The organism is Arthrobacter sp. M4 (genome assembly GCF_020251205.1).
Taxonomy (GTDB): Bacteria; Actinomycetota; Actinomycetes; order Actinomycetales; family Micrococcaceae; genus Arthrobacter.
The window spans coordinates 64,615-86,096 of record NZ_JAIWYX010000012.1; the positions used below are offsets into that span (position 1 = coordinate 64,615).

Sequence of the window (21,482 nt, forward strand, 5' to 3'; positions counted from 1 at the left end):
GGAAACAGATTGTGACCGGCCCAGCGGTAAAATGTGTCCACGCGATGCGCACAGTCACGCACCGGTCTCGGCGATTTCGGATTCGGTGAATCGAGGCAGTCATGAGGACCAGGCCAGCCCGTCTTAACCACGTTGCGGGGTTCAGCATCGACGTCGTGGCAGCCGCCGCGGACCAGGATCCGGACATGCTGCGGCTCGAAAACCTGGACACCGACCTTCGCCCGCCGGCCCTCGCCATTGCCGCGTCCCGCGCCGCCGTTGGAGTCGACTCGGCCAATTCCTACCTTCCCTTCACAGGTCAGTTGGCCGCAAAGCGGGCCATCGCCGCCCGCGTGCATGCGCGAAGCGGCGTGAGTTACGACCCGGAATCCGAAGTGGTGGTGACAGCCAGTGACGGCGACTGCCTCCTCGACGCACTTCTGGCGCTCACAGACGCCGGCGACGAAATCATCCTCACTGACCCCACCTATGCGGGCATGCTCTACCGCGTGCGGCTGGCTGGTGCCGTTCCCCGCCTGGTGCCCATGGTTGTCCGCGACGGCGAATGGCGCCTGGACCTCGACGCACTCGTGGACGCCGTCTCGTCCCGCACACGGGCAATCTTCCTGCAGAATCCGTCATTCCCGGCCGGTTACGTGCTCAACAGCGAGGAATGGGCGGCGATCGCCCACCTCTGCGTCAACCAGGACCTGTGGCTGCTGTACTGGGCATTCATGGAAGGCATCGTGTTCGACGGCCGCCCGGTGGTGAGCCCGTCGGCCCTGCCGGGAATGCGCGAGCGAACCGTGATCATCGGCGCAGCCTCCATGGAACAGCGAATGATCGGCTGGCGCGTCGGCTGGATAGTGGCGCCCGCAGAGGTGATGCCAGATCTGTCTGTTGTTCACATCTACAACGGAATTACCGCCGGCGGGATCGCCCAGGCCGGTTTGGTGGCCGCTTTGGAAGCGCCCGACGACGGCTTGGCTGCCTGCGTGGTCGAGTGGCAGCGCCGTCGTGACGCCCTTTGCGAATCGTTGGCCGCCTACTCGATGGTTCCAGCAGCAGGCGGCTGGTCTCAGATCCTGGATACGGTCCAGTACGGCGTCCAGCCTGCCGCCGTCTCCCGCGCCCTGCTAAGCCATGGTGTAGCGGCTACCGCGATGACCGGTTGGGGTGGTCCCGTCGCCAACCGGCACCTTCGCCTGGTCTTTAGTAACGAACCGGTGGAGCGGCTGGAGCTCTTGCGGGAGCGGTTCCGGGCCGCGATGCACGACGCCGGCGCGCGCGTTGAAGTGCGCGGCTAGATTCAATGACCCCGGGTACCACGACGCCGGCCGGGCGGTCAGTCTGACCGCCCGGCCGGCGTCGTTGTTATGAAATGTCACCAAGTATTCGAGTGCATCGGGTCCGGCCAATTGCCGATTTTGTTCGGCCAGTTGCCAATTCCCACGATGCGGCTGGGTTGGTGCATCTGACGAAGCATGTGTGCCTCCTGACTGATGTTCTGCGCCTGCGCCGGTTGGCACAGGTTGTGGTGCCTGCCATTGCAGGGACCACTCATCAGTCAGGTCTTGACCCGGGATCGAACGAAGGCTGCGGTGGTACCTTCCACTGCATGTCCGTCACAGGCCCAGCTCGCGGCGGCGGCAGCGGGAACAGGGCATTCGGAAGGTCGGATGCCCCCGGGGCGGAACTGCCAGCCTGGCCCGAGCCCGACCGAGCGAGGGAACTCGGCGTCGCCATGGGAAGGGGCGGTGCGCCGGGAATCGGGTCGGTGGATGCGGGTGCCACGGCGGGCTGGGATTCCGCGGGGTCCGGAGTGGTTGGGGGTTGCGGTTGAGGAGTGCCAGCGATCGGCGGCAGGGCCGTTGGCGTCGCATTTTCAAGTACGACGGCGGGTGGCTGGGCGGTGGTGGTCGGCGCCGCCGCGGCTCCCGGCGACGCTGCCGGAAGAGGCGGGAGGCCGACGTCGGGTACGTTTGCATCGGTGCCCAGCACCGGCGGCAGCGTAATCGGCGGTACCACGTCGCCCGGCAACTCGGGCACTCCGGGCAGCGGGAGCACATCGGAGACGACCGGGAGGTCAGGCAGCTCCCCGAGCACTTCGGAGACAATGGGCACGTCACTCACAGCGACAGGGACTGGCACCGGCGGCAGTGCAGGAATGGAGGGCAGTACCGGCGTCAGCGCCGACGGTAGCGCCGGCACATCCTGCGGGGCCAGCACCGGCGTCAGCGACGGAAGAGCCGGAACAACCGGGACAGCCGGAACCGCCGGGAGCGAGTCGGCCACCGAGTCTACGGTCTCGGTCACGCCGCTGAGCGAAGGTGTCGGCGCAGGCAGTGGGGGTAACGCCTCCGACGGCGCGGCGAACCACAGCATCAAACCCAGGGCCCCGAGAAGCGTCAAAAGGGCGGCCCGGACAGCCAAAAAGGCCCGACGCGGGTATGCACCACTGCGCCTTCCGGGTTCACGTCTTCTCAGGCCCACCGACAAATCAATCCACCCCCCAAAGCGGCAAATTGAATTTCAGGATACGCCCGGGCTCACGAGCCGGTACAGGGGGTAGTTCGTTGGCTTAGCTTTTAGTCGCGTGCCGATAGCCGTTAGCCGCGTGCCGGCGATGGGACCCATCTGGGACCGGCCAGGCGACGTGCCCAGCGGGCGAGCTTCTTGCCTTTGCCCTTCCACCAGTGGTCCTCGTCCTTGTCATGGTGCCATCGGAAGATCAGCGCAACCATAAGGAAAGTTCCCAATGTGACGTTCAGCCAGGATTTTGAGGCCATGTCTATAAGGACGCCGACGGCGGTAACGGCGATGGATGGCACAGCGAGGGTGCGGAAAATGGTCGCGGCAACAAAGCGTCGATGCGAGCGAGGAACGGAGAGCGCTCGGACCAGGTCGAACGCCACGCAGACCACCACCATGGCCTGCCCAACCCCTACCAGGAGCAGGCCCGGCGTGGAGTGACCAAATAGCACTAAAGCTTCCAAGCCCGAGTTTGTCATCGGATTTCCTGCTTCCCTGCAGCGGTCCGTTGTTCTTGGGGAGAGCATGCCTCACCAGCATCAAGGCCGTCCCCAAAATTGGCTCAAGTTTCCCTCAGGAGTCCGGGTCGTCACCGATATCTCAAGAGTGACCAGAAAGTGATCATTACACGTTCGTGTCGTCGTGTTCGTTACCAAAAAGTGACAAATTGGTGAAGGAGTCGCTACTCTTCTACGGTGCCCCTTCCGTTCCGGGGCGCTCCCGCTCAGAATGCCGAGCCCTGCCACTGACCGGGATCCAACGCAATATCCAACGGCAGGGACGGGGGAACCAATAACTATCGGGTCTTCCGTGAAGGCCCTAGGGGTTAAGTCGCTTTGCCAGTCACGGTGGCGGACGACCGGGTGACTCCCATCCGAACCCGACAGCTCACCCCGCAGGCATGGGAGAGGCAATCACCATGTCACACAAGTCCATTTCCGCGCGCGTTGCCGCGCCCCTAGGACGCTCTGCCCTTGCCGTTGGCGCCGCATCCGGCCTTATCTTCGGTATCGGCGCCCCCGCGCATGCGGGCGCCCATGCTCCGGACATCTCCGGCGGCACCCAGACGCAGACGCACGCGGCCGCGCAGCCCGCCGCTGCCACCCCGGCGGCGGTTTCCGTACCGGCCGTAGCTTCAACCGGGCGAGTCCACACCGTTGTTTCCGGTGACACCCTCAGCGGCATCGCTGCCTCCTACGGGGTTAGCCTGAACTCGGTCTTCTCCGCCAACGGACTGGGCATGGCCTCCATCATTTACCCAGGCAACCAGATCAGGATCCCTGCCGGTGGGGCAGCTGCCGCTCCGGCACCTGCAGTGCAGCCGGCCAGCGTTCCTGCAGCGGCGGCCCAGCCAGCTCCGACAGTTCGCCTGGCCTCCACCTCGATCACGCCTGCATCGGTTCCTGCTGCTGCAGTCCCGGCGAGTGGAGTTGGCGCGGCCCTCGTTTCGGCGGCGTATTCCCAGCTTGGGGCCACGCAGGACTGCACCGTGCTGGTGGAGCGGGCACTCCGTTCAATCGGAAAGAGCGTTGGAGACCTGGCCCCCACCCAGTTCTTCCAGTACGGAACCCCTGTGAGCACTCCTGCCCCCGGTGACCTGGTCATCAGTTCCGGCCACGTTGCCATCTACATCGGCAACGGACAGGTGATCAGCAGCGGAATGAACTACGTCAACGAGACGATCGTCCACCCGATCTCCTGGCTCTCTGGCTACTCCTTCGTGCGGGTGGCATAGCGGCAGGTGTGGCATCGGGATCCCGGTGCGTGCAGACTTGGCGTGTGAAGCCCTTCCTGCTCCTTGCCTCACGCGCCGAGGACGGCGCTGCCGACCTCGAATACCGGTCCTACCTCAAGTACTGCGGCCTTGCCCCTGAGCAACTGCGCCGGGTCCGACTGGAAGCCGCACCGCTTCCGGAGATTGACCTAGCCGACTACTCAGGAGTGATTGTGGGCGGCAGCCCCTTCACCTCCAGCGATCCGCAGGTTTCCAAGACTGCAACGCAGCTGAGGGTGGAAGCCGAGCTGGCGGGGCTTCTCGACCGGATAGTGGCTGAGGACTTTCCGTTCCTAGGCGCGTGCTACGGTGTCGGCACCCTGGGCAAGCACCAGGGTGCCGTCATCGACCGTACCTACGGCGAAGCGGTGGGCGGCATCGAAATCAAGTTGACCGCCGAGGGTGTCCGGGATCCGATTCTGGACGGTATGCCGGAATCATTCCTGGCGTTTACCGGACATAAGGAAGCTGTGACAGTGCTGCCTTCGCATGCCGTACTTTTGGCCAGCTCGGCGACGTGCCCTGTCCACATGTTCCGTGTCAAGCGCAACTTGTATGCCACGCAGTTCCACCCGGAACTCGACGTCGAGGGGTTGATCAACAGGGTGGACGCCTACCGCCACGCGGGATACTTTCCGCCGGAGCAGGCAGAGGAACTCATGGCGGCTGCCAGGAAGGTAGCCGTCACGGAACCAATGCGCGTGTTGAACAACTTTGCGCGCCTTTACGCCTCGAACTAACCGGCAACCCGCGGAAGGCAGCGCGTGGGCATCCACATCGGCACATCGGGATGGAGCTACGACCACTGGGACGGCGTCCTCTATCCGCCGGGTACCAGCGCCGCCAAAAGGCTGGCCGTCTACTGTGATCACTTCAGTACGGTGGAACTCAACGCGAGCTTCTATCGCTGGCCCAGGCAGTCGGCCTTCGCGAGCTGGCATCGGCGTTTGCCGGACGGTTTTGTGTTCTCCGTCAAGGCCTCCAAATTCCTCACGCACGGGCGGAGGCTATATTCGCCGGAGGCGTGGATTGAGCGGATAGAACGCGCATGGCGCGACCTCGGGGACAAGCAGGGTGTCCTTCTGGTTCAGCTTCCGCCGGATATGGAGCGCGACGACGCCCGCTTGGATTACTTCCTGGCAAAGCTTCCGTCCTGGATCAGGGTTGCGGTTGAATTCCGCCACGATAGTTGGAACGACGATGCAGTCTACGGGCTTCTGGAGCAGCACGGAGCCAGCTATTGCGTCATGAGCGGCGCTGGACTTCCCTGCATTCTCCGGTCCACTGCGCCCTTCGTCTATGTGCGCCTGCACGGCCCGGACCGGCATCATCTCTATGCGGGCTCGTATTCGGACAATGACATGCGCTGGTGGGCCGACAGGATCGGTGAGTGGGCGTCAGCGGGCAAGGATGTTTACGCCTATTTCAACAACGACGGCGAGGGGAATGCCGTGCGAAATGCCGATACTTTGCGCAGTTTCCTCGACACTCGCCATGGACCGGACTAGCTTGGGGCACATGGTCGAGAACTTCAGTGAAGAACGCTCAAGCCACGGAACGCGCAACGGAATTATGGGCGAGGGAACACCGACACCCCGTGACCCGGAAGATCAGCAGAGAAAAAAGGCCGAAGAAGGCGAAGCACCCCCCTCGGAAGAGACCTCCTCGGAAGAGGCTCCCTCGGAAGAGGCCCCCTCGGGCGAGGTGCCGGCGTCGGAAGCCGATGCGGAACCCGAGCCATCCGGGCCGGCCGAGGAGGAAAACAAGGAATCGGGAGACGATCGTGGCCTCACCACAGAGCCAAGTCCCACAGACTAGCCGGCGCCCGGGATCTGCGCCGGACCCTGTGCCCGCTCCCTATATCGATCCCACGCCGGACCCCGCGCTTGTCCCGCAACCGGAGCCGGGGTCAGACGCTTTGGAGCACAGCGAACCGCAGCTCCCAGACCCGCAGCTCCCAGACCCGGAGTTCCCAGACGAAGATCAGTGAGGCGATCCTCCCTGGCGCACGGCAGCAATTTGGCTGAAAGTCGCGGTATGGCTAAAGACCGTGCCGCACTGGGCGCAGGCGTATGTTGCTTCGACCAAGCGGCTTTGGGCGTCCTTGTGAGGCGTTACGGAAATCATCCTGAGATGGGCGTCCGTTAGGCATATGGAGCACCACGGATAACGTCCGGCAGTTTCCTCTGATCTCCCCGCGGACTGGGACATTTGGGGGTCATGGAGCGTCTTCATTGACTTTTCCTTATCAGGGGGAGCGACACCACCCGTCTGCATGAGTGAACTAGCCTCCATCGTCAGCGTACGCCCAGCTCAATTGCCCCGACAAGGAAAGAGCTCAGCGGGGAAGCTTCAATTGGAAGCCGCAGGAGCAGCGGAGGATTTTAGTCTGCAGGTACACATCAAAGGACTTATCCCGTTGTCCAGATTTAGTGTGCACAGGGTTGCTGATTCTCCACAGCTCTTCCCCTACTGTCACCATTGGCTCCCCGCAGTGGATGTAATCATCCCCGAATTGGAGCAGGTTGAACGATGCTCCAGGGCGGTCGAGTACTCGTGAAACGTGCTCAATGGTTGCGGGGTGGGTGTAGAAGAAATCGCATTTTGCGCAGCTATACGCGACTTCCACGAGGTCAGGGGCGCGTGAAGTGTGCGGTTCGATAGTCTCGATCATCAAATGCCCGTCAGTGTGGCATACCTTGCACCAAAGCCGCTCGTCCGGGGGATGGTGGGACGAATTGGGTGCGTTGGATTCGGAAATCGTTGACATGGAAACAGGTCCTGGCTCTGGGGGAGGGCGCCCGGATCTGCATGAGCGCAATTTCCCGTTATTCCTTTGTTCGTTCAGTTTTGGGGCGAAGACGGCGCCATGGTTTCTAGTGGCGCTAGCTCAAATTTATCAGCATGCTTACTATCTAGACTATAGTTGAACTGTGAATCGCATCCCCCGCCGCGCCACATTGGTCGGCAGCAAGACCCCTAAGAAGACAGCGGCTCCCCACGATGGCAGGTTCGAGTCCAAGAACCAGCGAATGGACCGCAACTGGGTTGAGTTGCTGCAGGAACTCCGCGTGATGCAGACAGGCACGCAAATCATCGGCGGCTTCCTGTTGACCCTCCCGTTTCAAGGCCGCTTCGCCACGCTTTCCCAGCAGGAGCGAATCCTGTTTCTGTGCCTGGTCATCCTTGCTGCGCTGACCACCGGCATGATGCTGGTTCCTGTCAGCCTGCACCGCCGCCTCTTCCGGAAGCACGTCAAGCACCAGCTGGTGGCCGCCGGCGACGTCATCGTCAAGATCGTCCTGGGCTGCGTCGCCTTGCTCATTGCCGGTTGCGCCGCCTTCATTTTTAGCGTGGTGGCCGGGCACGAGGTCGGCCTCATTGCCGGAGTGCTGATCCTGGCCACGCTGATTGTCCTGATCCTGTTGTATCCGTACTTTTCCTGGCTTCCGGGCCGTCGACATGCTGACGAGGCTCAGCACCACGAGACGCGCCATGAAGAAGCGCCATGAGTCGCCGCTGGCCGTTGGCCGTCGTTGTGCCAGTCGCCGTTTGTTGCGTCACGGCTTGCGCTGGCTCGGATTCCCAGGCACTTATGAAGCCTGTGGAGGAAGTGTCGTCGGCCGCTCAGGCGACCATCCTCGCCGTCGAACTCCGCACGCATGGGCGGACGACGGCGGCGGCAGCCACAACCCTTGCCGGCGACATGCTGGATGAAGTGGAAGCCGCAACAAAGGACGTTGCGAGCAAGGAGGCCCGCAGCGACGGCGAACGCGGATCTCAAAGCGAGGTCCTTGCGGCCTTCGCCGCTGTCTCCACCGGCATCCTGCATGCCCGCGACGCCGTGGGTGCTGACAGCGCAAAGGAGCTCGACGGCGTCCGCGCCGAGCTGCGTGACGCCTCCGACCGCTTGGGCGGACTCCGGGAGAGGCTGGCCCGGGAGAGTCGGGAATGAAACGCCTGCTGGGCGTCGCGCTCGGCATCCTCACCGCGATCGGCGGGTTCGTAGACATCGGCGACCTGGTGACCAACGCCGTCGTCGGGTCCCGCTTTGGTGTGTCCCTCGTGTGGGTGGTGGCTGTTGGAGTTGTTGGAATCTGCCTGTTTGCCAACATGTCCGGCCGCGTGGCTGCCGTGTCCGGGCGAGCCACGTTCGAAGTGATCCGCGAACGACTTGGGCCTAGGGCTGGGCTGGCCAACCTCGCCGCTTCCTTCCTGATCAACCTCATGACTGTCACGGCTGAGATCGGCGGTATTGCCCTTGCCTTGCAATTGGCCAGCGGTGTCTCCTACATGCTGTGGATTCCCATGGCGATGCTTGCTGTGTGGCTGGTGATCTGGCGGGTCAAGTTCTCGATCATGGAGAACGTCACGGGACTGCTGGGCTTGTCCCTCGTGGTTTTCGCCGTGGCGCTCTTCCTGCTCAAACCGGACTGGGGAGCCCTGGCAGGGCAGGCATTCGCACCGTCGGTTCCGGGATCTGAGGGCCCTGCTGTGTATTGGTACTACGCAATTGCCCTGTTCGGCGCAGCCATGACGCCCTATGAGGTGTTCTTCTTTTCCTCAGGGGCTGTGGAGGAAGGGTGGCGCGTCAAGGACCTCATCCAGTCCCGCCTCAACGTCCTGCTGGGGTTCCCGCTTGGCGGCTTCCTGTCCGTCGCCATCGCGGCATGTTCAGCGGTGGTCCTGCTGCCGGCGGGGATCAGTGTCACCACCCTGTCCCAGGTGGCTCTTCCGGTGGCCCAGGCTGGCGGTCAATTGGCCCTTGCCGTACTCATTCTGGGGGTTGTGGCGGCCACCTTTGGTGCCGCCTTGGAAACGACTCTTTCCAGCGGTTACACGCTGGCGCAGTTCTTCGGTTGGTCCTGGGGAAAGTTTCGCAGGCCTGCGAGGGCGGCGCGTTTCCATATGGCCATGATCGTTTGCCTCTTAGCGGGCGTGACTGTCTTGTCCACCGGCGTCGATCCCATTCTGGTGACCGAATACTCCGTGGTGTTTTCCGCCATTGCCCTTCCTTTGACCTACCTGCCGATCCTGATTGTGGCCAACGACCCCCAGTACATGGGAGAACACGTCAATGGACGGGTAGTGAACATCCTCGGGCTGCTGTACCTGGTGATCATTCTGACGGCATCGCTGGCTGCCATTCCCTTGATGGTGGTCACCGGAGCTGGAGCATAGGAGGAATCGGCATGAGAAAGCAACCGCCTCCGCTAAGGAAGCCGCCTGAAGTGGCTGGCCGGCTCCTGGACGCGCAATTGCACCTACTGGACCGGCAACTTTTGGACGTCGATGGCGTCCCCGTTACCACCATTGATGACCTTGAGTTGAGCGGTCCGGAACACGATGAGCCCATCCCGGAAGGTGCTGAGGCGCCACGGATCACCGCCCTGCTGACCGGCCCGGTGCTCGGGACGCGCATCTTTGGCGGCAGGCCGCCGTCGAACCGCTTGATCCGCATCCCGTGGTCCGACGTCGCTGAGGTTGGCACCGTACTGAGGTTGGGGGTCAAGGGGGAGTCGCTGGATGCCTTGTGGGTGGAGCGGTGGTTGCGGGACAGGGTGATCGGCCGGATTCCGGGAGGCAGCCATGATCCTGAATGACCTGCTGGGCAGCGACGTGCGGGATTCCGACGGCGGCAGGTTGGGCGAGGTGTCCGACGCCCGCTTTGCGTTGGACGGGACCCCGGGGCAGCTGCTCTCAGACGCCCGACTCGTGGGCATCGTGGTGAGTCCGCGCACGGCCGCGTCCTTCCTGGGGTACGAGCGTCTTGGCATTACGCAGCCTTGGCCGGTGGCGCAGCTGTTGCGGTGGTGGCACCGCGGTTCATTCCTGGTGCTCTGGGAAGACATCGCCCGGATGGATCCGGACGCCGTCTACCTGCGTCCAGGGTATGCGGCCTATGAAGTGGGTTTGCAGCGGTGACTTTTACGGACGCGTGTTGGTTGCCGGGCCTTCGGGGGCCGCGCCTCCCTCGTCGGTCCAGTCCTGGCCGACCTCGTCCGAGTGGGCAGGGTCGGATACGACGTCCGGGCGGCGCGGCGCCGAATCGGATGCGCGTGGCTCCGTGGGCCCCGGAAGGATCGAGGAGACCAGGTCCGAGAATTTCTTGGCGGCGTCGGCCAGGGCTTCGGCGAGGTCTGGCCCCTTGTCCTTGGCGAACTCAGTTGCTTCGTGCACGTTGTGCTGCACAGTCTCGCTGCCCCAGATTTTCCGTGCGTGCGCTACCAGCCGTTCGTAGCCTTCCCGGCCTGTGCGCGTACCCCATACGTATCCCGCTGCGACTCCAGCCGCAAACAACAACTTGCCTTTCATGGCGCTCCGTTCGGTCGTTCTCCTGAATTACTAAGTTTACTGAGTATTTTTGCCAAATCCATGGACATAGCCCCCCGGGCAGACTAGCGTCGAAATGGCAGGTTGAGCAGATTGCCTAGCAAGTCACACGTATAAGTCACGCCTAGTTACGAGACCAACAGTCACGAGACGAAGCAGGTGAACCGAGTGAACCAGCCTCAATTGCCCAACAACCCCACGGACCCCCGCTCGAGCTACCACGCGGGTCCTTTTCCCCAGCAGGAACAGGAACAACCGGGGCTCACGGAAGCGATGGACCCAAAACCGGATCACGGGGAGGAATCGTATGTCGGCCATGAGCGGTTGCGCGGCAAGGCAGCACTGATTACCGGAGGTGATTCCGGAATTGGCGCGGCAGCGGGAATCGCGTTCGCGCGGGAGGGTTCCGACGTCGCTTTTACGTATCTCCCCGAAGAGGAAAACGACGCCCAGAGCACAGCGGCCTGGATTTCCAAAGCGGGAACCAAGGCTTTGCCCATTGCCGGTGACGCCCGTTCAGAGGACTTCTGCAAGGACTCGGTCCAGCGCACCGTGGATGAATTCGGTCTGCTGGACATCCTGGTCCTCAACGCCGCGTACCAAAAGAATCGGGAGAGTCTGGAGACGCTCCCCACAGAGGAATTTGACCGAGTCTTCAAGACCAATTTGTACTCCCTGCTCTGGACCGCCCGGGCTGCCGTTCCACACTTGAAGCCGGGCGCTTCCATTATTGTGACGGCATCCATTCAGGCATTTAATCCATCGCCTCAACTCATCGACTACGCCATGACCAAGGCGGCGCAGGTGGCTTTTACCAAGGCACTCGCCCAAGAGCTGGGGCCGAAGGGAATTCGGGTTAATGCAGTGGCACCTGGGCCGATCTGGACCCCGCTCATTCCCGCTACGGAATGGCCGGACAAATTGCCGAAATTTGGCCAGGACACACCATTGGGCCGTGCAGGCCAACCGGCCGAGCTGGCGCCGGCATATGTGCTTCTCGCCTCCGATGAGGCGTCCTATATTTCGGGGGCAATTGTCCCGGTCACAGGCGGCAAAGGACTCTAGCCCACAAAGGAGGGAAAACCATGGATCAGCACACTAATCCCATGGAACAAGGGGGAGGTTACGGTTCACCAACCCCGGAGGAAGAAATGGGCGGCGCCGCTGGCCAGGCTGACGCGGCCCAGCCCGGGGCCGCTGACCAGCCCGACGCCGCTGACCAGCCCGCCGCTGCTGGCCAGGCTGACGCGGCCCAGCCCGGGGCCGCTGACCAGCCCGACGCCGACCAGCCCGGCGCGGATACCGCCGTGCCGTCCGCCGATGCGGAAATGGATGACGCGAATACGGAGTCCACTGAACCCGATCGAGGCTATTCGTCAGAACCTTCCGACGATGCTGCCGGACTTCCCGACGGCAGTGCCACGGGCCTGACCGACGAAAAGTCCCCGACGGACGACGAAGACAAAGGAGAACGATTCGACGCGGGCTAAAGCCTGCAGTGAGGAGCACATTATGGCTACCGTCAACCAGACCATTGACGTTGATGTCCCTGTTTCCGTGGCATACAACCAATGGACCCAGTTCGAGACTTTCCCCGAATTCATGAACGGCGTGGACTCGGTGGAGCAAATCGATGAAACTGCGTTGCATTTCTCCACGAGTACGGCCGGAGTCAAGCGGGACTTCAATGCGCAGATCTTGGAGCAGGTTCCGGACTCGCTCATCAGTTGGGCCAGCATCGACGGGCCGCGAAATTCAGGTGTTGTACGGTTTGAACCGCTGGACCCGGGGCACACTCGCGTCAGCGTGCAAATTGACTGGGAACCGGACAATTTCACTGAAAAGGCCGGAGCCGCAGTTGGTGCGGATTCGCTCCGGGTTTCCGCGGATTTGGACAAATTCAAGGACTTCATCGAGTCCCGGGGTCATGAAACAGGCGCCTGGCGGGGAACGGTCTCAGCCGGTGATGTTGAAGACACGGGGGAGTGGAAGCCTGAGGGAATCCTCTCTGAATCCGGCGACACCTTGCAGCTCCCGCCTGTGGATCCAGACCTTACGGTGCCCGGTGCCGTGACTGGCGACGACCCGGACCTGGTGCCCAGGCCGGCGTCCGACGCCGACTACCAAAAGGACCCGTACACCGTAGATCCAGACAGCGAGAAGCGTGAGCGCTAGAACCCGCTGAGCCCAGCCCTGGCAAAAGCGCCGTCGGTTCCGGGATATCCGGGAACCGACGGCGCTTCTCATGAACCGACGGCGCTTCCTATGGTGTCCTGGCCTTTGCGGCTGAGCGCCTTTGCGGCTGGGCGCCTTTGCGGCTGAGCGCGTTAGCGGGTGACGTCGGCTTCGAAAGTGAGGATCTCCGTGCCGTTGCCTTCCTCGCCGTTGTCCGGGGCGACCTTCATGGTGAGGTGGTTGCCGGATGCGGTCATCTTGAACGGGTTGCGGGTAGCCACGTGTCCGCCTGCCGACCACTTCTGGAAGGGAATGTCATTCAACACTTCGTGCGTCTGGATATCCACAAGGGCCACTCCTCCCAATTCATAGGTGGCGGATGTGCCGCCGGCAGGGTTTGTCTGGGGGAGGTTGGTGACTCCGCCGCACAACATCTTGGACACGCCCGTGTACTGGCAGTCCTGGTAGTCGATGAAGTTGCTGGGGTTCTCCCAGGTGGAGAGCTGCTTGCCGTGCAGGTTCCACTCAGCGAAGCGGCGCGAACCCCACGTGTTGCCCACTAGATGGCCGGTGCGCTGGTCCATCACGATGCCGCCGAAGTGGTCCTGCACTTCGAACTGCTTGGTGACTTCCAGCGTAGAAGCGTCCACGCGGTAAACGATGGAGCTGCTGTTCGGCCTGTATTGGGCCACGGGAACCCAGACGTTGGTCCCATCGAAGTCGATGCCTCCCGGGTGGTACATGTCGCCTTCACCCAGGACGATGTCCTTCTGCAGCTTGCCCAGCTTGTCCATGACGAACAAATGGCCGACGCCCTTGCCGGGCGTCCGGTCATAACCGCCCTGCGGCGACGGGAACTTCACGGTGGGCTCCAGGATCTCCACGGAGGACAGGAAGATGTGCTCCTCCGTGAAGGCGATGCCCTCGGTGTGGAAGGTGGGGAAGTCCAGCTTCAGGCTGCCGGTCTGCTGCCACTTGGTGTTGCGGTTGACGGCGGCAAAGGTGTCGGCGAGGTTGGTGTCCTGCCCGGAGCTGGTGCCCTGCCCGGAACTGGCGTCCTGCCCGGAAGTAAGGGCGAAGGCCGTGCCGGCGGTGGCGCTTGCTGCGATGACCACCGCGATGGCGGCGGCTAGGATTCCTCGGGTGCGAGTTGTGCTCATGGAGGTGCCTCTCATGTGTTGGGGACCGCACAGACGCTACGCAGGGGTAGTAAACCCGCGGCGACACCATTGTGAACGGGGGCGAAAGCTACTAGGCGGTTCCCCTGTCCCGCCGCCGTCGACAGTCTTAAAATCAGGGATGGACGCGGCCGGCTGGGCACCCAGCGCGCCCGCGGGCGGTGAGGGCCCGGGTGAATTGGAGCCAAACAGGGGTGCCCATGAAGGGGCTGATGGCCATGGCGCAATCCACCATTGAGGCAGAGCGGAAGTACGACGTTGATGATGCCGTTTCGGTACCACCCCTGGACAGGATCCACGGCGTCTCGAGGGTAGGCGCGCCGGCCAGGGACTCGCTCGAAGCCGTGTACTTCGACACCGCGGACCTGGCGCTTGCTGCCAGGAAGATCACCCTCCGCAGGCGCACCGGAGGTTTTGACGCGGGATGGCACGTCAAGATTCCCCTGACCGCCGGCAAACGCCTGGAGGTCCAAGCGCCCCTTGGGCAGCCGGAAACCGTCCCAACCGAGCTCATGAATCGCCTGGTTGCTTTTACACGCGGCAAAAAGATCGCCGCAGTCGCGAGCCTTAATACGGACCGCACCACCTATCGGCTGTTCGGGAACGACGGCGGACGCCTTGCGGATTTCGTCGATGACCGTGTTCATGCCACTGCGGCTGTGCCTGTCAAGAGGGAGCTTGAATGGCGCGAGTGGGAAGTGGAGTTGGCGGATAGCGAGGCAGAAGACCTGCTATCCGCGGCGGAATCGGAAATCGTCAAGGCAGGGGCCACGCCCGGGAGCCATCCATCCAAGCTGGCCAGGGCTATGGGAGACTCGTGGCCATCTGAGCAGGCAACTGAACGTGTACGGCCGCACCGCAAGGGACCTGCAGTCACGCCAGTTCTCCAGTACCTTCAAGACCAGGTGGCGGAACTCTTGTTCCAGGATTCGCAGGTGCGCTTGGGTGTGGAGGATTCCGTGCATCAGATGCGGGCAGTCACCCGTCGGATTCGCTCCGTGCTTCGAAGCTATCGGCCGTTCTTCAAAAGGAAGGTAGTCAAGGAACTGGATGGCGAACTCAAGGACCTCGCCGCCACACTGGGCAGGTTCCGTGACGCCGAGGTCCTCCACGATCGCCTGCGGCGAAACCTTGGCGATCAGCCTAACCCCTTAGTGTTGGGTCCGGTCCAATACTCCATAGACCAGTTGATGAATCCGCGGCGCGAAATGGCCGACGCCGAAGTGGCCGCGAAATTGAGCAGTCCCGCGTATTTCCAGCTCCTGGACAGAATCGAGGCATTTGTCAACGCGCCCGACTTGAGGCCCCTGGCCTCGGCACCCGCGCGCAGGACGACGGCCAAGCTCGTTAACAAGGCAGCCAAACTGCTGCGCAAGCGGCACCGCGCTGCGATGAAGGCCGTCGTCGGGCCCCAGAGGGAAAAGGCGCTGCACCAAGTCCGCAAAGCGGCAAAGCAACTGCGTTTCGCTGCGCAGGCAGTGGCTTCCGTTCATGGCAAACGGGCCGGTGTCCTGGAGGAATATGCCCGAACGGTGCAGACGATCCTGGGAGACCTGCAGGACAGCACGCTCGCACGTGAAGAGCTGCGGATATTGGCCGCCGCGGCAGTGGGTAACGGAGATACGCAATTCACCTACGCGATGCTTCATGCCGCTGAAGAGCGTTCGGCCAAGGAATCGCAGAAGGAGTACCGGCGGCAGGGAAAGAAGGCAAGGAAGACGCGCCTTAAGGCGTCGTAGTGCGCGCTTGCGCATCAAAAATCAAGTAGAGACAAAAGCGTTACCCATCCTTAACATTGGAGTCCCGACGAGAGGTACTCCCATGTGCGATATCCCAGGCCTTCTGCAGTCCCTGCGCCCGGAAGAACTGGCGCAGTTGAAACAGCGAGGCGGGGATGGTGTCCTCGAGGCGCCTCTGGTTGACGCGATAGACCGCGCAGCCGGAGGACCGGGTGAGGGGCGCGGATATTACGTTGTCCGCGGGCAGCTGTATCCGGCAGAAACGCGCAGCTACTACCTCCGGAGCGACGTAGCCGCTGCCGTCGTGGAGGCGTAGGACCAAGACTCTTTGCCAGGCCCTCAATAACCCGTACTCTTGAAATACTAAGCATACTTTCTATTTCTTGGGAGTGGGTTTTTGTGAGGAAGAGTCCGATACTTGCCGTGGCCGCTGGTGCTATGCTCGCGCTTGCCTCATGTTCGGGAGGTGGTGGAACGGGATCGCCGAGCGGCACCGCAACGACCAGCGCCACCGCCCAGCCAAAGGTCTACAGCGAGGATGAACTCCGTGCGCTCATCTCCGGGATGACTGACAAAGACGGGAAAGAGCTCAAGCTGTACTCCAAGGGCCAGGTTGACCAGGGCGGCAAGATCGCAAACCTCCTCATGAACACGGCCAAAGTGGATCCCCAGGACTGCAAGTCGATCGCCACGGCAGGGCTCCTCGACAGTGCTGAGAACGGTCAGGTCGCCGTCGCAATCTCGGAAAGCGCAAAGCCGCGCACCCTCTCCGCGCAGTCTGGCAGCTCGGGTCCTGACGCCGTCGAGCTTCTCAAAGGCGTCAAGGGAAAGATGGGCCAATGCGCCAAGTTCACTGTGGAAGTGGTGGGGCAGAAGTACGACGTGTCCAGCAAGGAGCTTCAGGCAAAAACCAAGGGTGACGAAACCTTTGCAACGTCCAGCACTCGCGGAACCGATACCTCGAACATGCTGATGCAGGTTTCCGGTGCCAAGGGCCGGCTGCTTGTGGTGGCCACCAAGGGTGGCTCCGGCCTGGCTAACTCCGATCAGAAGGAGTTGGAGGAGCTAGTCAACAAGGTCTTCGACAAGGCGGCGAGCGGCTCCACAGGGACGGCAACAGGCACAACGACGTCCTCACCAACCGCAACATCAACCAGCACCAGTACGTCCACCGGCACAAGCACCTCCTCCGGCAGCTCGACATCGACCAGCACCTCGACCTCTACGGCAACGTCGTCGCCGTCGTCCTCGCGTTAGCGGACTTCAGCGCTGACAGCCGCCGTCGACTCCCGGACAATAAGTTGCGTAGCGAGTTCGACGCGGTGTGAGTCAAGCACCTCGCCGTTCAGTTGCCGCAGGAGTGACCGCAATGCCGCACGGCCCATTTCGTGAAGAGGCTGCGCTACGGACGTGAGGGGCGGGATGGATTCTTCGGCCTGATATGTGCTGTCGAACCCTACGACGCTCAGGTCATCCGGAACGTTGAGGCCATTCCGCCTTGCCTCCGCCAGGACACCGATTGCAATGCTGTCGCTGCCGGCGAAGACTGCCGTCGGTCGCTCGTCCAAAGTTAGGAGCCGCTTCAAGCCCTCGGTGCCGTGGGCTGTGCGGAAACTGCCCATCTGGACGTAGCCAGGCTTGACGTCCAAGCCCTGGGCCATGAGAGCTGCCATGTAGCCGTGCAGGCGGGCCTGGTTGCATTCGGCGGCCTCGGGCCCGCCCACGTAGGCAATCTTCTGGTGTCCGAGGCCCAGCAAGTGCTCGGTTGCGGCCTTGCCGCCCGCCCAGTTTGTGGCGCCCACACTGACGACGTCGGATGGTGGCGGATTGAGCGGATCGATCACCACAACGGGGATCTGCCGGCGTCGGAAAGCGCTGAGCTGCTCCGAGCTAAACGCCGATGTCACCACAATGAGTCCTGCGCGGCCCTCGTCCACCATCCGCTGTGCGCGCTGCTCGGGACCCATATGCGGTTCGGGCATGACTGACGTCACGCTGATCATGACTTCCGCGCCTTGTGTGCCGGCGCCCTCCAGGACGCCGTTGAGTATCTCCACGTTGTAGGCGGACGTCATGGAGTCAAAAACAAGTTCGACGACGGTGCTGCGTGCCGCCGTCACCCTCCTTTGGAGCGGCGAACGGTAGCCGGCGGCATCCAGTGCTGCGAGTACCTTGGCCCGTGTCTCCGGGGCGACGTCTTCGCGGCCATTGATGACCTTGGACACCGTGGGTGCGGAGACGCCAGTGTCCTCGGCGATGGCTGCCAGTGTTGGCTTCCGGCGTCCGGTGGCGGCGGTCATGCTCTCTCGCTTCCATTCGAGAATCAGCGAAATATTTCGCTCAAGCAATCGTCGCCCGGCTGATCCTTGATGTCAATGAATAAATAGTCATTGTTCTAAACTTTCTTCTCTGGACCCATTGACCGTGAGATGGATCACGGCTAAGTTTGCTTGTGCAATCGAAAGACGAACGAAATATTTCGAAGACTTCAAGCCAGGCAAGAGGATGAGGCAACGCATCGGCCTCATCGTCAGCCACAGTTCACACCACCCAACCCGGGGGACCAGCGTTGACCCCGGTGGAACGATCGGAATGCACATGAACATTGGGAAGTTGCGCACAGCCGCAGTCGCCGTCACGGCAGCTGCCCTCACGGTGAGCCTTGCCGCTTGCGGTTCGGCTGGACCCAGCAACGCGGGAACGTCCGGCGAATCGCCCACAATGTGGGGACTGACCGGCGGCAACCAGCCCGTCCTTCAGAAGTCCATCGATTCCTGGAACAAGGACCACCCTGACCAGGCCATCAAGCTGGACTTCTTCGCCAACGACGCATACAAGACCAAGGTGCGCACCGCCGTCGGCGCCGGGCAGGGCCCAACCTTCATCTACGGCTGGGGCGGCGGCGTCCTGAAGTCCTATGTCGACGCCGGGCAGGTCGCAGACCTTTCAGGCTTCCTGTCCCAAAACCCGGACGTCAAGGACCGCTACCTGCCGTCCATTCTGAAGAACGGCGAAATCAACGGCAAGACCTACGCGGTTCCTAACAACAACGTCCAGCCCGTGGTGCTGTACTACAACAAGGAACTCTTCGATAAGGTGGGCGCCCAGCCTCCCAAGACCTGGGATGATCTGATGGCCCTTGTGCCCAAGTTTAAGGCGGCAGGCATTGCCCCGTTCTCCCTGGGCGGTCAGTCCAAGTGGCCGGACCTGATGTGGCTCGAATACCTCGTGGAGCGCATCGGCGGTCCCGAAGTGTTCGCGAACATTGCGGCCAACAAGCCCAATGCCTGGTCTGACCCCGCCGTGGCCCAGGCGCTGACGAAGATCCAGGAACTGGTGGATGCCGGCGGCTTCGTCAACGGCTTCTCCTCCATCGCCGCGGACAGCAGCGCCGACCAGGCCCTTGTCTACACGGGTAAGGCTGCCATGATCCTACAGGGCGGCTGGATTTACCAGACCATCAAGAAGAACGCCCCCGATTCCATCACCGGTGGAAAGATTTCCTGGACCACATTCCCCACGGTTTCCGGAGGCAAGGGCGACCCCGCCAATGTGGTGGGCAACCCGTCCAACTTCTGGTCTCTTTCATCCAAGGCCAGCGAAAGCCAGACGAAGGCGGCTGAGGAGTACATCAAGAAGGGCATGTTCAGCGACGAGAACACCCAGGCGCTGATCGACTCCGGCGCAGTTCCTGTGGTCAAGGGCATCGATTCAAAACTGGCAGCGTCCCCGGACAAGAACTTCCTGACCTTCCTCTATGGCCTGGCCAAGAACGCACCGAGCTTCACGCTCTCCTGGGACCAGGCGCTCAGCCCGGCTCAAGGTGACGCCATGCTGGCCAACCTGGACCAGATCTTCCTGAAGAAGATCACTCCGCAGCAGTTCGTGGACACCATGAACGCAACCATCGGGAAGTAACCCAATGGCTCTGACAACAAGCTCACTTCGGCGGGCTGCCCGCACTACCCGGACTGCCAAGTCCGGTGGTGCGGGCCCGTCCGGGTGGCTGGCCGCACCGGCCCTGGTGTTTTTCCTCGTCTTCGCAGTGGTGCCGCTCATCGGCGTCGTTGTCCTGAGCTTCACGCGCTGGGACGGCCTCGGCGAGATTAAGCTCGACGGCCTCAGCAGTTGGGCCACCGTCCTGACCGACCCCGTCACGGGCAATGCCCTGATTGTGACCGCGAAGATCATGTTCTTCTCGTTCATCGTCCAGGCCCCGATCAGTTTGTTGCTCGGTGTGTTTACGGCGGGTGGGCAGAAGTACCGGGCGGCGCTGGCAGTACTGTACTTCGTGCCGCTCCTGCTCTCTTCCGCCGCGGTGGCCATTGCGTTCAAAGCCCTCCTGGATCCGAACTTCGGCATGGGCCCGGGCCTGGGGATCCCCGCCCTGGCCCAGGACTGGCTAGGCGACTCGGACCTGGTCCTGTTTGTGGTGGTCTTTGTGATCGCGTGGCAGTTCGTCCCGTTCCACACCCTCATCTACCAAGGCGGTGTGCGGCAGATCCCTGCGTCGTTCTACGAGGCAGCCCAGATTGACGGTGCCGGCCGGGTCAAGCAGTTCTTCCACATCACCCTGCCGCAGCTGAAGTACACCATCATCACGTCATCCACGTTGATGGTGGTGGGCTCGCTCGCGTACTTCGACCTGATCTTTGTCCTCACAGCGGGTGGGCCCGGATACTCAACCCGCCTGCTTCCGCTGCACATGTACCTCACTGGTTTCAAGGCCAACGACATGGGTGCGGCCAGCGCCCTGGGCGTCATCCTCGTGGTGATCGGCCTTGGCCTCGCGCTCCTGCTGCAGCGCCTTGGCGGGACCAACCGCAACGCCAGCCAACTGGAAGGAGCCTGACATGGCCTCCACCACTCAGCTTCCCCTGCCCGCCCCGACCAGTGCGCCTGGTCCCTCCCGCACCCAAGCCGCGTCCCGGCGTCGGGCTTTCCGCGGCAGGCCCAACATTGGCGGCGCGCTGGGCGGCTGGTTCTGGCTGGCGGTGATCATCCTGCCCGTGTACTACGTGGTCATCACCAGCCTGAAGGACCAGGGCGGCTTCTTCACCACCAACCCGTTGGTGCCGCCCGCCGAACCCACGCTGGATAACTACCAGCTGGTGTTGCAGAACGACTTTGTCAGGTACTTTGCCAACAGCCTGATCGTGACTGTCGGCAGCGTGATTCCGGGCCTGCTGGTGTCCTTTATGGCGTCGTACGCTATTGTCCGCGGCAATGGCTGGTTCATCAGCGCCACCAACAAGCTGTTCCTGCTGGGCCTGGCCATTCCGCTGCACGCCACCATCATCCCGATCTACTGGATGATCACCCGTGCGCACATGTACGACACCCTGCTGGCGCTGATCCTCCCGTCCATTGCGTTCTCGATTCCCATCTCGGTGCTCATCCTTGCCAACTTCATGCGGGACGTGCCCAACGAGTTGTTCGAATCCATGCGACTTGATGGGTGCTCGGACTGGACGATGATGTGGCGGCTGGCGCTGCCGATGGTCCGGCCCGCCGTCGTCACCGTAGGCATTTACAACGCGCTGCACGTCTGGAACGGCTTCCTTTTCCCGCTGATCCTGACCCAAAGCCCGGCCACGCGCGTGCTTCCCCTGTCCCTGTGGACGTTCCAGGGCGAGTTCAGCGTGAACATCCCGGCGGTGCTGGCCGCCGTCGTCCTCGCCACCCTGCCGCTGCTGGTGCTGTACGTCGTCGCCCGTCGGCAGTTGCTGAGCGGCCTCACCGCCGGCTTCAGCAAATAGCGTCTCACTGAAA

General features: G+C 62.5%; 24 protein-coding genes and 1 riboswitch. Of the genes, 19 read left to right on the plus strand and 5 right to left on the minus strand.

Annotated features, from left to right (window positions below):
- Positions 1-101: 101 nt before the first annotated feature.
- Positions 102-1,286, plus strand: coding sequence for a pyridoxal phosphate-dependent aminotransferase (locus LD110_RS18305; RefSeq protein ID WP_225500843.1), 1,185 nt, complete (start codon positions 102-104; stop codon positions 1,284-1,286).
- Positions 1,287-1,542: 256 nt separating this feature from the next.
- On the opposite strand, the gene LD110_RS18310 is transcribed toward LD110_RS18305, so the two are convergent.
- Positions 1,543-2,295 carry a hypothetical protein gene (locus LD110_RS18310; protein ID WP_225500845.1) on the minus strand — a complete coding sequence of 251 codons (753 nt, stop codon included), beginning with the start codon at positions 2,293-2,295 and terminating at the stop codon, positions 1,543-1,545.
- A gap of 293 nt (positions 2,296-2,588) precedes the next feature.
- Positions 2,589-2,990, minus strand: coding sequence for a hypothetical protein (locus tag LD110_RS18315; RefSeq protein WP_225500847.1), 402 nt, complete (start codon positions 2,988-2,990; stop codon positions 2,589-2,591).
- Between the two features lie 241 nt (positions 2,991-3,231).
- Positions 3,232-3,428, plus strand: a riboswitch (cyclic di-AMP (ydaO/yuaA leader).
- Between the two features lie 2 nt (positions 3,429-3,430).
- Here LD110_RS18315 and LD110_RS18320 point away from each other — a divergent pair.
- The 9 genes from LD110_RS18320 to LD110_RS18360 all read left to right on the plus strand — a co-directional run bounded on the left by LD110_RS18320 (position 3,431) and on the right by LD110_RS18360 (position 10,210).
- Entirely contained in the window at positions 3,431-4,246 is an 816-nt protein-coding gene (locus tag LD110_RS18320) for a LysM peptidoglycan-binding domain-containing protein (protein ID WP_225500848.1), read from the plus strand.
- A 44-nt stretch (positions 4,247-4,290) separates the two neighbouring features.
- Positions 4,291-5,025, plus strand: a complete 735-nt coding sequence (locus LD110_RS18325) for a glutamine amidotransferase (RefSeq protein WP_225500849.1) — start codon at positions 4,291-4,293, stop codon at positions 5,023-5,025.
- 24 nt (positions 5,026-5,049) lie between these two features.
- A complete protein-coding gene (locus LD110_RS18330; RefSeq protein WP_225500851.1) occupies positions 5,050-5,793 on the plus strand; it encodes a DUF72 domain-containing protein in 744 nt (247 codons plus the stop codon).
- A gap of 10 nt (positions 5,794-5,803) precedes the next feature.
- Positions 5,804-6,103 carry a hypothetical protein gene (locus tag LD110_RS18335; protein WP_225500853.1) on the plus strand — a complete coding sequence of 100 codons (300 nt, stop codon included), beginning with the start codon at positions 5,804-5,806 and terminating at the stop codon, positions 6,101-6,103.
- Positions 6,104-7,218: 1,115 nt separating this feature from the next.
- Positions 7,219-7,797, plus strand: coding sequence for a DUF6328 family protein (locus LD110_RS18340; RefSeq protein WP_225500855.1), 579 nt, complete (start codon positions 7,219-7,221; stop codon positions 7,795-7,797).
- A complete protein-coding gene (locus LD110_RS18345) occupies positions 7,794-8,240 on the plus strand; it encodes a hypothetical protein (RefSeq protein ID WP_225500857.1) in 447 nt (148 codons plus the stop codon). The genes LD110_RS18340 and LD110_RS18345 overlap by 4 nt, the downstream gene beginning before the upstream one ends.
- On the plus strand, positions 8,237-9,466 hold the full coding sequence (locus LD110_RS18350) for an Nramp family divalent metal transporter (protein ID WP_225500859.1): 1,230 nt from the start codon (positions 8,237-8,239) through the stop codon (positions 9,464-9,466). The genes LD110_RS18345 and LD110_RS18350 overlap by 4 nt, the downstream gene beginning before the upstream one ends.
- 11 nt (positions 9,467-9,477) lie before the next feature.
- On the plus strand, positions 9,478-9,888 hold the full coding sequence (locus LD110_RS18355) for a hypothetical protein (RefSeq protein ID WP_225500861.1): 411 nt from the start codon (positions 9,478-9,480) through the stop codon (positions 9,886-9,888).
- The gene (locus LD110_RS18360) at positions 9,875-10,210 is read left to right on the plus strand and encodes a PRC-barrel domain-containing protein (RefSeq protein WP_225500863.1); all 336 of its coding nucleotides are present in this window, start codon (positions 9,875-9,877) and stop codon (positions 10,208-10,210) included. The genes LD110_RS18355 and LD110_RS18360 overlap by 14 nt, the downstream gene beginning before the upstream one ends.
- Before the next feature lie 3 nt (positions 10,211-10,213).
- Here LD110_RS18360 and LD110_RS18365 read toward each other — a convergent pair whose 3' ends face one another.
- Entirely contained in the window at positions 10,214-10,600 is a 387-nt protein-coding gene (locus LD110_RS18365) for a hypothetical protein (RefSeq protein ID WP_225500866.1), read from the minus strand.
- Positions 10,601-10,786: 186 nt separating this feature from the next.
- Between LD110_RS18365 and LD110_RS18370 the strand changes: the two genes are divergently transcribed.
- Genes LD110_RS18370 through LD110_RS18380 form a run of 3 tightly spaced genes read left to right on the plus strand, consistent with a single transcriptional unit; the run spans position 10,787 to position 12,793 of the window.
- Positions 10,787-11,683 (plus strand): SDR family oxidoreductase, encoded by an 897-nt coding sequence (locus LD110_RS18370; RefSeq protein WP_225500868.1) that lies wholly within the window; start codon positions 10,787-10,789, stop codon positions 11,681-11,683.
- A gap of 20 nt (positions 11,684-11,703) precedes the next feature.
- Entirely contained in the window at positions 11,704-12,108 is a 405-nt protein-coding gene (locus LD110_RS18375; RefSeq protein WP_225500870.1) for a hypothetical protein, read from the plus strand.
- Positions 12,109-12,130: 22 nt separating this feature from the next.
- Entirely contained in the window at positions 12,131-12,793 is a 663-nt protein-coding gene (locus tag LD110_RS18380; RefSeq protein ID WP_225500872.1) for an SRPBCC family protein, read from the plus strand.
- 152 nt (positions 12,794-12,945) lie between these two features.
- On the opposite strand, the gene LD110_RS18385 is transcribed toward LD110_RS18380, so the two are convergent.
- On the minus strand, positions 12,946-13,953 hold the full coding sequence (locus LD110_RS18385) for a DUF6454 family protein (protein ID WP_225500874.1): 1,008 nt from the start codon (positions 13,951-13,953) through the stop codon (positions 12,946-12,948).
- A 218-nt stretch (positions 13,954-14,171) separates the two neighbouring features.
- Here LD110_RS18385 and LD110_RS18390 point away from each other — a divergent pair, with 218 nt between their 5' ends.
- The 3 genes from LD110_RS18390 to LD110_RS18400 all read left to right on the plus strand — a co-directional run bounded on the left by LD110_RS18390 (position 14,172) and on the right by LD110_RS18400 (position 16,967).
- Positions 14,172-15,710 carry a CYTH and CHAD domain-containing protein gene (locus LD110_RS18390; protein ID WP_225500876.1) on the plus strand — a complete coding sequence of 513 codons (1,539 nt, stop codon included), beginning with the start codon at positions 14,172-14,174 and terminating at the stop codon, positions 15,708-15,710.
- An 82-nt stretch (positions 15,711-15,792) separates the two neighbouring features.
- Positions 15,793-16,026, plus strand: a complete 234-nt coding sequence (locus LD110_RS18395) for a hypothetical protein (protein ID WP_225500878.1) — start codon at positions 15,793-15,795, stop codon at positions 16,024-16,026.
- 107 nt (positions 16,027-16,133) lie between these two features.
- Positions 16,134-16,967: a hypothetical protein gene (locus tag LD110_RS18400; protein ID WP_225500880.1), complete on the plus strand. Its 834-nt coding sequence runs from the start codon at positions 16,134-16,136 to the stop codon at positions 16,965-16,967.
- Here LD110_RS18400 and LD110_RS18405 read toward each other — a convergent pair.
- Positions 16,964-18,010, minus strand: coding sequence for a LacI family DNA-binding transcriptional regulator (locus LD110_RS18405; protein WP_225500882.1), 1,047 nt, complete (start codon positions 18,008-18,010; stop codon positions 16,964-16,966). The genes LD110_RS18400 and LD110_RS18405 overlap by 4 nt on opposite strands.
- A 298-nt stretch (positions 18,011-18,308) precedes the next feature.
- Between LD110_RS18405 and LD110_RS18410 the strand changes: the two genes are divergently transcribed.
- From LD110_RS18410 to LD110_RS18420, 3 genes are read left to right on the plus strand one after another with little or no spacing between them, the layout of a single operon-like run.
- A complete protein-coding gene (locus tag LD110_RS18410) occupies positions 18,309-19,628 on the plus strand; it encodes an extracellular solute-binding protein (protein ID WP_225500884.1) in 1,320 nt (439 codons plus the stop codon).
- Between the two features lie 4 nt (positions 19,629-19,632).
- Complete coding sequence (locus LD110_RS18415; RefSeq protein ID WP_225500886.1) at positions 19,633-20,562, plus strand: carbohydrate ABC transporter permease; 930 nt, start codon at positions 19,633-19,635, stop codon at positions 20,560-20,562.
- A 1-nt stretch (position 20,563) separates the two neighbouring features.
- On the plus strand, positions 20,564-21,469 hold the full coding sequence (locus LD110_RS18420; protein WP_225500888.1) for a carbohydrate ABC transporter permease: 906 nt from the start codon (positions 20,564-20,566) through the stop codon (positions 21,467-21,469).
- Positions 21,470-21,482: the final 13 nt, after the last annotated feature.